This window comes from Arcicella sp. GW458-12-2-14-TSB2 (assembly GCF_059423785.1).
In genome coordinates, this window is record NZ_JBWKYN010000038.1 from 26,005 (window position 1) to 35,381 (window position 9,377).

The 9,377-nt window shown below is 35.9% G+C and carries 11 protein-coding genes; 8 read left to right on the plus strand and 3 right to left on the minus strand.

Features of this window, described 5'->3' with window-relative positions:
- Window positions 1-20: 20 nt before the first annotated feature.
- A complete protein-coding gene (locus AC07XN_RS07800; RefSeq protein WP_309914730.1) occupies window positions 21-464 on the minus strand; it encodes a DMT family transporter in 444 nt (147 codons plus the stop codon).
- 115 nt (window positions 465-579) lie between these two features.
- On the opposite strand from AC07XN_RS07800, the gene AC07XN_RS07805 reads away from it, so the two are divergent.
- The 3 genes from AC07XN_RS07805 to AC07XN_RS07815 all read left to right on the plus strand — a co-directional run bounded on the left by AC07XN_RS07805 (window position 580) and on the right by AC07XN_RS07815 (window position 4,244).
- Entirely contained in the window at window positions 580-1,881 is a 1,302-nt protein-coding gene (locus tag AC07XN_RS07805; protein WP_494742626.1) for an NCS2 family permease, read from the plus strand.
- Between the two features lie 113 nt (window positions 1,882-1,994).
- Window positions 1,995-2,780, plus strand: coding sequence for a 5'-methylthioadenosine/adenosylhomocysteine nucleosidase (locus tag AC07XN_RS07810; RefSeq protein WP_494742627.1), 786 nt, complete (start codon window positions 1,995-1,997; stop codon window positions 2,778-2,780).
- Window positions 2,781-2,963: 183 nt separating this feature from the next.
- Window positions 2,964-4,244, plus strand: a complete 1,281-nt coding sequence (locus AC07XN_RS07815; RefSeq protein ID WP_309914720.1) for a sensor histidine kinase — start codon at window positions 2,964-2,966, stop codon at window positions 4,242-4,244.
- A 57-nt stretch (window positions 4,245-4,301) separates the two neighbouring features.
- Here AC07XN_RS07815 and AC07XN_RS07820 read toward each other — a convergent pair whose 3' ends face one another.
- A complete protein-coding gene (locus AC07XN_RS07820; protein WP_309914717.1) occupies window positions 4,302-5,081 on the minus strand; it encodes a DUF6515 family protein in 780 nt (259 codons plus the stop codon).
- A gap of 158 nt (window positions 5,082-5,239) precedes the next feature.
- Here AC07XN_RS07820 and AC07XN_RS07825 point away from each other — a divergent pair, with 158 nt between their 5' ends.
- On the plus strand, window positions 5,240-6,133 hold the full coding sequence (locus AC07XN_RS07825; protein WP_309914714.1) for a 3-keto-disaccharide hydrolase: 894 nt from the start codon (window positions 5,240-5,242) through the stop codon (window positions 6,131-6,133).
- A gap of 4 nt (window positions 6,134-6,137) precedes the next feature.
- Here the strand turns inward: AC07XN_RS07825 and AC07XN_RS07830 are convergent, their stop codons facing one another.
- A complete protein-coding gene (locus AC07XN_RS07830; protein WP_494742628.1) occupies window positions 6,138-6,434 on the minus strand; it encodes a DUF2934 domain-containing protein in 297 nt (98 codons plus the stop codon).
- A gap of 389 nt (window positions 6,435-6,823) precedes the next feature.
- On the opposite strand from AC07XN_RS07830, the gene rplK reads away from it, so the two are divergent.
- The 4 genes from rplK to rplL all read left to right on the plus strand — a co-directional run bounded on the left by rplK (window position 6,824) and on the right by rplL (window position 9,220).
- Complete coding sequence (rplK, locus tag AC07XN_RS07835; protein ID WP_309914709.1) at window positions 6,824-7,261, plus strand: 50S ribosomal protein L11; 438 nt, start codon at window positions 6,824-6,826, stop codon at window positions 7,259-7,261.
- A gap of 107 nt (window positions 7,262-7,368) precedes the next feature.
- Window positions 7,369-8,067 (plus strand): 50S ribosomal protein L1, encoded by a 699-nt coding sequence (gene rplA, locus AC07XN_RS07840; protein ID WP_309914707.1) that lies wholly within the window; start codon window positions 7,369-7,371, stop codon window positions 8,065-8,067.
- A gap of 2 nt (window positions 8,068-8,069) precedes the next feature.
- Window positions 8,070-8,603: a 50S ribosomal protein L10 gene (rplJ, locus tag AC07XN_RS07845; RefSeq protein WP_309914703.1), complete on the plus strand. Its 534-nt coding sequence runs from the start codon at window positions 8,070-8,072 to the stop codon at window positions 8,601-8,603.
- Between the two features lie 233 nt (window positions 8,604-8,836).
- Entirely contained in the window at window positions 8,837-9,220 is a 384-nt protein-coding gene (gene rplL / locus AC07XN_RS07850) for a 50S ribosomal protein L7/L12 (protein ID WP_184129288.1), read from the plus strand.
- Window positions 9,221-9,377 lie beyond the last annotated feature (157 nt).

Sequence of the window (9,377 nt, forward strand, 5' to 3'; positions counted from 1 at the left end):
CTATAAATCTAAATACAACGCTAAAATTTACGAATTAAGATTACGCCAATTATCAAACAAAATGCGCCAATAACCCTGCCCAATGATATTTCTCTGACAGGTGCATCTAGCCAACCGAAATGGTCTAATAATAACGAAACAGTCATTTGTCCTGCTACAATCAAACCAAATGTTAAAGCTACACCCAAGCGTGGCATTAATACGATAACAGTGCTGATATAAAACGCCCCTAAAATTCCTGCAAACCAAACATACCAAGGAGCATTTTTAAATTGACTAAATTGTGCCAAAGGAATACGCGTAACAATAGCATATACAGTAAGGGCTACCAATCCTGTAGCAAAAGACAACAAGGCGGCTAGTACTGGATTGCCGACCAATCTTGCCATTTTAGCATTCAACCCTGCTTGTGTAGGGAAAACGGCTCCGCATAGAAAAGCTAAAAATATTAAAAAGTATTGCATTGGATAAATGGTTTATAAAGTATTCTTCCCACAAAAGTATAATATAAAGCCCGAAGGTTTATTCTTATTGTCTTTCTGATGAACAATCCTTATTTTTAGACAAAAACCTTATTTTATGTCTCCGACAACTAAAAAAACTGAAATACTTGCTGGTATAAGTTCCTTTTTGGCTACCATGTATATCATCATTGTCAATCCATCCATTCTTTCTCAAGCAGGAATGCCTTTTGATGCGGTATTAACGGCTACCGTTTTGCTTTCATTTTTCTCTAGTTTGATGATGGGGCTTTATGCTAAAAACCCTATCGTTGTGGCTCCGGGAATGGGCATGAATGCCTTCTTTACATTTACGGCCGTAAAGGGCATGGGAATTTCCTATCAAGTAGCGTTGGGTGCTGTATTTTGGGCGGGCGTTTTCTTCCTGATTTTATCCATTTTCAACTTGCGGACCTATATCGTAAAGGCCATTCCTAAACCCCTTCGTTTTGCTATTTCGGCAGGGATAGGATTATTTATCAGTCTTATTGGTTTTGAAAATGCTCATTTTATCGTTGCCAACCCTGTTACTTTGGTAAGTATCGCTAGTTTTCATAATCCTATCATTATAACTTTTCTTATTGGATTATTACTAACAGCCATCTTGATAGTACGGGATGTAAAAGGAGCTATTATCATCGGTATCGTTATCACTACTTTATTGGCTATACCAATTGGTAGAATGTGGGGTGATGCATCAGCTATTAACTTCGGACAAAAGGCTTTAGTCAATTGGAACGGCTTGATAGCTGCTCCAGATTTTAGTTTAATCTTTCAGTTAGATATCATCCATTCTTTCAAATTTGCTTTATTCCCAATCATTTTTGCTTTTGTCTTTACTGATATGTTCGATAGCCTTTCTACTTTTGTAGGCTTGGCAGAGGCGGCTTACTTATACGATGAAAATGGCGAGCCTCGTAATATTAAACAATCGTTGCTGACAGACGCAGTGGCTACTTTATTAGCAGGAATTTTGGGAACAAGCCCCGGAACGGCTTATATAGAATCGGCAGTAGGAATAGAACAAGGGGGACGCAGGGGCTTAACAGCTATTACGGCGGGTATTTTGTTTTTGCCTTTTATGTTTTTGTCGCCTTTATTATCAGTAATCCCCGCTATTGCTACAGCTCCTGCCTTGATAGTGGTAGGCGTATTTATGATGAAGCCTATTACCAAAATCAATTGGGCTAAAATGGATGATGCTATTCCTGCATTTTTAGCTTTGGTCTTAATTCCTTTTTCTTATTCCATCACCCAAGGAATTATATGGGGATTTTTGTCTTGGACAATCATCAAGGTATTTGCTGGCAAACCTAAAGAAGTATCGCCCGCTCTTTGGGTGATTGATGGTTTTGCTGTTTTGTCTTTAATTATTTCTTGAAGTGATTAGTAATTGGTTATTAGTGATTAGACATCTACCATACATAGTTAAAAGTCTAATTGCGAACCCAACCCTAATCACTAATTACTATTCACCAATCACTTAATCAACAAATGAAAAAAATACTTATCCTACTTTTATTTAGTTTACAAATTCAGGCCCAGAAACCATTAACGGCTATTTTGGGGGCATTTAGTCAAGAGGTGAAATTGCTGGAAGATTCTCTGAGCAACAAAAAAGAAGTAAACCTAAAAGGTATTCGTTTCCTAACGGGCGAGCTTCGTGGGCGTTCTGTAGTAGTTGCTCTAACGGGCGTGGGCAAAGTAAATGCTGCTATGACTACCAGTATTTTATTGATGAACTGGAATCCTGCACAGTTGATTTTCACGGGTATTGCAGGGGGTATTCATCCGGACTTATTACCGGGTGATATCGTCATTGCGAAATCTACTTTCGAACATGATTATGGGAAAATCGATTCTACAGGATTTACTCTGCGTCCTACCCGAAACCCTGCTTATGTAGAAATGAACCCTATTTATTTCCCAGCTGATGAAACACTGCTTAAAAAAGCACAAGGCATTTCTAAAAAAACACCTTATAGGATTGTAGGAACCAGAAATCTCAAAGTGATGACAGGCATTATTGCTACGGGTGATGTTTTTGTAAATTCTAATCAGAAAGTTGATGAGTTACGCATAAAATATGGTGCTGATGCTACGGAAATGGAAGGTGCGGCAGTGGCACAAGTATGTTTTCAACAAAAAATTCCTTGTTTGGTGATTAGAAGTATTAGCGATAATGCCAATTCAAAGGCGCATTTAGATATGAAAACTTTTGAATATGTAGCGGCTTATAATTCGGCAAGTTTGGTATTGGGTATCTTAGGGGATTTATAAAAAAAACTCAGTAATACGAGTTTCCAACTCGTAGCTCGATTGATTGTTAATGATTGTTAAGTAAAAAACTAATGTTATAGCAAAAAACGTTGTCGTTATTAGACTTGTTATTGGATTTGATGACTAAAGGATTACTATCTTTTGTCTTTTAGTCATTAAATCATTGCCTAAAGGCTACTACCCATGAATGCAAAAACACTCAGAATATTTGTTGCTTTGTCTATCCTTCTTTTAGGAGGAGTAATTGTTGTGCAATATTATTGGTTTAATCAAGCCTATAATATCCAAGACCGTGATTTTGACCAACGAACTACGGCCGCTTTGAGAGTAGTTTGCAAAAGAATATTAGCATTCAACAAAAATCCTAACAACAAAATCATTGACCCTGTAGAGCGAGTTACTTCAAACTATTATACAGTGCAAGTAAACGATACCATTAATCACATGATTTTGGAGGAGTTTTTAAAACAGGAGTTTGCGCATAATGATATTCGCATCAATTTTGAATTTGGTATTTATGATTGCTTGAAGGATAATATCAGATATACTTCTTTTGTATGTCATTCCGAAAACTGTGACCGTTCAGATTCGACCAGTTCTTATCATTTCCCTGACTTAGATATTCATAATTATTATTTTGGCGTTCATTTCCCTGATAAAAAACTATTCCTTTTAAGCGACTTAGACAATTGGTTTGTTTCGTCAGCTATTTTACTGGTAGTAATGGCCTTTTTTGTATATGCTTTAATGCTGATTTTTAAGCAAAAAAGACTTTCTGAGATTCAGAACGACTTTATTAATAATATGACGCATGAATTCAAAACGCCAATATCTACTATTTCTATTTCCAGCGAAGTGCTGATGAAACCAGAGATAGTCAATACTCCAGAACGATTATTGAGCTACGCCGCTATTATTAGAAAAGAAGCCGCTCGCTTAAAAAAGAATGTCGATACGGTTTTGCAAACTGCTAACATTGCTCAGAAAATAGATAAGCTTAATTTTGAAGAAGTAGATATTCATGAATTAATCAACGAATTATCCATCAACTGTGAGCCATTGTTTAAAGAAAAAAATGGAGAGTTGATTATTGATTTAAAGGCTACGCATAGCATAATCAAAGCTGATAGACTGCATTTTACCAATATTATTCACAACTTAATCGATAATGGCGTTAAATATTGCGAACGTCCGCCAGTAATCATTATAACCTCAGAAAATATTGGTAATAATTTAATGGTTTCGGTAAAAGATAATGGTATTGGGATTTCAGAAAGAGACCAGAAACAAGTTTTTAATAAGTTTTTTAGGGTACATACTGGCGACGTACATAATGTAAAGGGCTTTGGACTAGGACTTTATTATGTAAAAGAAATGGTAGAAGGTCATAAAGGTACTATCCTACTAAAAAGCAAATTAGGCGAAGGTTGTGAATTCAGGCTATTACTTCCTTGTATCGCTTAGTTTATTCATAAAAAAGGTATCGACCAATGGCTCGATACCTTTCTAAAACCTAAACACCTAACTGATTATTTTTATCACCTCATACCAAATTTCTCCATTTTGTAAAACGGCTCTATATTGAATACCGTCAACAATATAATATGTGTCGCCATTAATTTGTAGTTTCTCATAACCATCAGGAATACTTTCTACTAATGCCCCGATTGGAGGAGGAACAACTACATAATCATTGTTTTGATATTCATAATACGCACCATTATAGTAATGATAAGGGCGATTATAAAGATTGAATACTCTGTGTTCACGTGGTAAATACTTTACTCTGATACCTATAGGAGCAGGAGCCACAACATACGTGTTTTGATAAGGTCTGTAATAAACGCCATTGTCATAACGGAAGTTGATGCCGCCGAAAGAAACAGAGATAGATGTGCTTGGTGCTACATTTACCACAGTGTTTCTTCTAGGTAAAGACGCATAACGCCAGTTGGGAGTATTGTTTCTATACACAACTGTTGTTTGGTTCACTACTGGTCGTCTGTTTATTACTACCTTACGATTGTTATCATATCTGTCATTGCCACGGTTATTGTCGTATCTATCGTTACCACGATTATCATTGCCACGGTTATCGCCTCGTCCTCTGTCATTTCCTCTTCCGTTATCATGTCTTTCATTTCTTCCTTTATCGTCTCCTCTACCTCTGTCACCATGTTGAGCCACACCTACAAAAGAGTTAAGACTAATGCTTGCCATTAAAATAATAGTAGCTAATTTGATTTTACTTTTAGAACCAACTTCTATCGAAGTGTTAGGTTGAATATGCATTGCTTTCATAATAGTATTGTTTTTAATTTTATGTCGGTTAGATTGCGGATATTTTCAATAGTTTAGTCCATTTATTTTCATTAACAATCGTTAACATTTGAGTAAATTGGACGATTATTACCTTATAAGATTAAATTCATTTTAAAATCTATCTTAAATCAATAACGATGAAAAAATACCTTATTTTAATCTGTTTATTAAACGGTTGTTTATTTTCTATGTTAGCTCAAAAAAAGGCTGATAAACAAGAATGGATTAAACTATTCAATGGAAAAAACTTAGATGGATGGGACATCAAGATTGCTGGTGAAGACCTCAATGTAAATTATAAAAATACATTTCGTGTAGAAGATGGCATGATGCGAGTAGCTTATGACCAATACAAAACCTTTGACGATAAGTTTGGACATATTTATTACAAAACTCCTTATTCATATTATATCATTCGCTTTGAATATCGTTTTCAAGGCGAACAATTGGCTGGTGGGGCATCATGGAATGTACGAAACAGTGGGGTAATGTTGCATTCTCAATCAGCTAAGAGTTTATCAAAAGGTCAAAGCTTTCCTGTGTCTTTAGAATTACAGTTATTGGGTGGCTTAGGTAAAGGCGAGCGTCATACGGGTAATCTGTGTACGCCAGGGACAGAAGTATATATGAATGGTAAAATTGTAACAGACCATTGTACTGATTCAAACTCAAAAACCTATAATGGTGACCAATGGGTAAAAGCTGAAGCCATTGTATTTGGCGATTCATTAATCCATCATATTATTGAAGGCGATACTGTTTTGACATTTGAAAAACTACACATTGGCGGAGGTTTTGTCAGTCCTGAATATGACTGGAAGCAAGCCAAAATTGATAATGGTGCTGAGTGGATTAAAAAAGATGGACAACCATTAAAGGAAGGCTATATAGCGATGCAAGCCGAAAGCCATGCAATTGATTTCCGTAATATTGAATTGTTAAACTTAAAAGGCTGTACAGACCCCAAAGCGATTAACTATAAATCGTACTACAAAAAGTCTGATAACAAAAGTTGTGTGTACCGTAAATAATGGTTTAGCTCAATTTATCCCATTGACTCCATTGATAAATGCATTCATTTTCAGCTTTTAACCAATGGTCGAGGGCTCTACCCCTCGGACGGCGTTCATCAAGCCATAAATCATAGGCACGCGCTTTAATTTGTTCAAACCGTTGAACATCTTGCCAATAAAATTCGCAAGTATTTTGCTCGAAATCGAAAGGAGGATTAGGGAAAAAATCCTGTCTTCCTTCGATATCAGCAGTATATCGGTAGCAAAGGTGTTTCTTCGGGCAGTCACCTCCTTTGCACATTGTTATGTCATATAGCATTATTCTAGCATTAAATAGAAATATTGTTTGCTCAATAATATCAACATAATTTATTGATATTCTTTGAATAATCTTCAATCAATTAATTGTCCTTATTCTTTTTACGAATTATTCTAAGCGATATTGTCTATTAAAGCCCCTGATTAAAAAAAACTCTTCAAATTCTTTCATAACTATTTGTATATTAACAAGAAAGCCGTAATTTTGCAGTCCGTTTCATAGCGCAGTCAGGTAAAATTGCCTATAAGTACTTTCAAATGACTGTGAATCAGATTGTTTAGTTACAAAATAATCGACATGAAACACCCGAGGATTTTCAGGTAAGGAAGCTTCCACCCTTATTGGCAGAAAATTTTCAATAACTCAAACGATTTTAAATTTTTACCATAATGGCAAAAGAAATAGCAGGCTACGTAAAGTTGCAATGCAAAGGTGGTGCCGCTAACCCATCACCCCCAATTGGTCCAGCCTTGGGTTCTAAGGGTTTGAATATCATGGAGTTCTGTAAGCAGTTCAATGCTAGAACACAAGATAAACCAGGTGTTATTCTTCCAGTTTTGATTACTTACTACAAAGATAAATCTTTTGATTTCGTAGTAAAGACTCCTCCTGCACCGATTTTGTTGTTGGAAGCAGCGAAAGTAAAATTGGGTTCTGCTCAGCCAAACTTGAAAAAAGTTGGTTCAGTATCTTGGGATCAAGTACGTACAATCGCAGAAACAAAAATGCCTGATTTAAACTGTTTCACCATCGAGTCAGCAATGAGCATGGTAGCAGGTACAGCTCGCTCAATGGGCTTGAACGTAACAGGAGAAAAACCTTTCTAATTTGAAGATTAGATAATTTGAAAATTTGAAGATTGATTTTAATCAACTTTAATTTCAATGTCATTTTCAAATTAGCTCATTTTCAAATTTTCAAATTGAAAAGAATAATGGCTAAGTTAACAAAAAAGCAAAAAGAAGCTCAATCAAAATTTGATGCAACGCAATCGTATTCACTTACGAAAGCTGCTGAAATTTTGAAAGAGATTTCATATACGAAGTTCGACTCTTCAGTAGATATCGACGTTCGTTTGGGGGTTGACCCTCGTAAAGCTGACCAAATGGTTCGTGGCGTGGTTGCTTTGCCTCATGGAACAGGAAAAGAAGTACGAGTGCTTGTACTTTGTACACCTGATAAAGAGGAAGAAGCAAAAGCGGCAGGTGCTGACTTTGTTGGTTTGGATGAATATATCCAAAAAATTGAAAAAGGTTGGACTGACATTGATGTAATTATCACAATGCCAACCGTAATGGCTAAGTTAGGTCGTTTAGGTCGTGTTTTAGGACCTCGTGGCTTAATGCCAAATCCAAAATCAGGTACTGTTACCTTGAACGTTGGACAAGCTGTTACAGAAGTGAAAGCTGGTAAAATCGACTTCAAAGTTGACAAAACTGGTATCATCCACACTTCTATCGGTAAGGTTTCATTCACTCCTGAGAAATTAGCTGAAAATGCTCAGGAACTTATCAACACTTTGTTGAAATTGAAGCCATCTTCAGCCAAAGGAACATACGTGAAGTCAGTTAATTTGTCTTCTACAATGTCTCCGGGTGTTAAAATTGACCAAGGAACAGTTAAAGGTTTGTAATCATGACAAAGGAAGAAAAAGGTATAATTATCCAAGAGTTGGGCGAAAAGTTCGCAGCTACTCCTTACTTCTATATTACAGATACCGGTGGTTTAACTGTTGCAGAAGTAAACGCATTTAGAAGAATGTGTTTCCAACGTGGTTTTGAGTACCGTGTCGTTAAAAACACGCTTATCGCAAAAGCATTGGAAACAACTGGAGTAGACTATACTTCATTTAACGATACAGTTTTCAAAGGTTTATCAGGAATCATTTTCTCACCAGAAAATCCTAAGACTCCAGCGAAATTGATCAAAGACTTCAAAAAAGAAGCAGGTAAAGATAAAATTAAATTCAAAGGTGCTTCTATTGAAGGAGGTTTATACATCGGAGAAGATCAATTAGCTGCTCTTGAAAATGTTAAGTCTAAACAAGAGATGATTGGCGAAATCGTTGGATTGTTACAATCTCCTGCGAAAAATGTTGTTTCTGCTCTTCAAAGCAGCGGTGGCAAATTAGCTGGTATCATCAAAACCCTTTCAGAAAGAGAAGGTTAATTTTTAAACTTGGCGATGATTCATAAGTGATGAGTTGTGAGTGATGAGTTATGATTTTAAAATGCTGATATACAGTACTTTAATTCATACAATAACATCGTTTATTTTACATAAGTTGCTTAAAATTATTTTCAAATTTCCAAATTAGCTTATTTTCAAATTGAAATAGGCTTCCAAGTACAAAAACATATAGTAAATTAATAAAATCGTAAACAATAAAAAATCTTAATACAATGGCAGATTTAAAAGCATTCGCTGAGCAATTAGTGAACTTAACTGTAAAAGAAGTTAATGAATTAGCAGCAATTTTGAAAGATGAGTATGGTATCGAGCCTGCTGCTGCTGCTGCAGTAGTTGTAGCTGGTAACGCTGGTGGTGGTGACGCTGCTGAAGCTCCTGCTGAACAAACATCATTTGATGTTATCTTGAAATCTGCTGGTGCTAGCAAATTAGCAGTAGTTAAATTGGTGAAAGACTTAACAGGTCTTGGCTTGAAAGAAGCTAAAGATTTAGTTGACGGAGCTCCAAAAGCTGTTAAAGAAGGTGTATCTAAAGACGAAGCTGAAGGTTTGAAAAAATCTTTAGAAGAAGCTGGTGCTGAAGTTGAAGTTAAGTAATTAACTGATATTTTACAATAGAAAAAGGGTTGCAACTTAGTTGTAACCCTTTTCGTTTTAAAGACTAATTGAGTGATTTTAAGATAATTATCAATTCCTTATCACTAGAAAAAAGAACTTTTCCTATTAGGGGGTGACTTAAGCCACCCCCTAATAG

Bases quoted from the DNA above. Each gene is read 5' to 3' on its own strand.
- rplK (WP_309914709.1), top strand. From the start codon at position 6,824: ATGGCAAAAGAAATAGCAGGCTACGTAAAGTTGCAATGCAAAGGTGGT.
- rplA (WP_309914707.1), top strand. From the start codon at position 7,369: ATGGCTAAGTTAACAAAAAAGCAAAAAGAAGCTCAATCAAAATTTGAT.
- AC07XN_RS07825 (WP_309914714.1), top strand. From the start codon at position 5,240: ATGAAAAAATACCTTATTTTAATCTGTTTATTAAACGGTTGTTTATTT.
- AC07XN_RS07800 (WP_309914730.1), bottom strand. From the start codon at position 464: ATGCAATACTTTTTAATATTTTTAGCTTTTCTATGCGGAGCCGTTTTC.
- AC07XN_RS07805 (WP_494742626.1), top strand. From the start codon at position 580: ATGTCTCCGACAACTAAAAAAACTGAAATACTTGCTGGTATAAGTTCC.
- AC07XN_RS07810 (WP_494742627.1), top strand. From the start codon at position 1,995: ATGAAAAAAATACTTATCCTACTTTTATTTAGTTTACAAATTCAGGCC.
- rplJ (WP_309914703.1), top strand. From the start codon at position 8,070: ATGACAAAGGAAGAAAAAGGTATAATTATCCAAGAGTTGGGCGAAAAG.
- AC07XN_RS07830 (WP_494742628.1), bottom strand. From the start codon at position 6,434: ATGCTATATGACATAACAATGTGCAAAGGAGGTGACTGCCCGAAGAAA.
- AC07XN_RS07820 (WP_309914717.1), bottom strand. From the start codon at position 5,081: ATGAAAGCAATGCATATTCAACCTAACACTTCGATAGAAGTTGGTTCT.
- rplL (WP_184129288.1), top strand. From the start codon at position 8,837: ATGGCAGATTTAAAAGCATTCGCTGAGCAATTAGTGAACTTAACTGTA.
- AC07XN_RS07815 (WP_309914720.1), top strand. From the start codon at position 2,964: ATGAATGCAAAAACACTCAGAATATTTGTTGCTTTGTCTATCCTTCTT.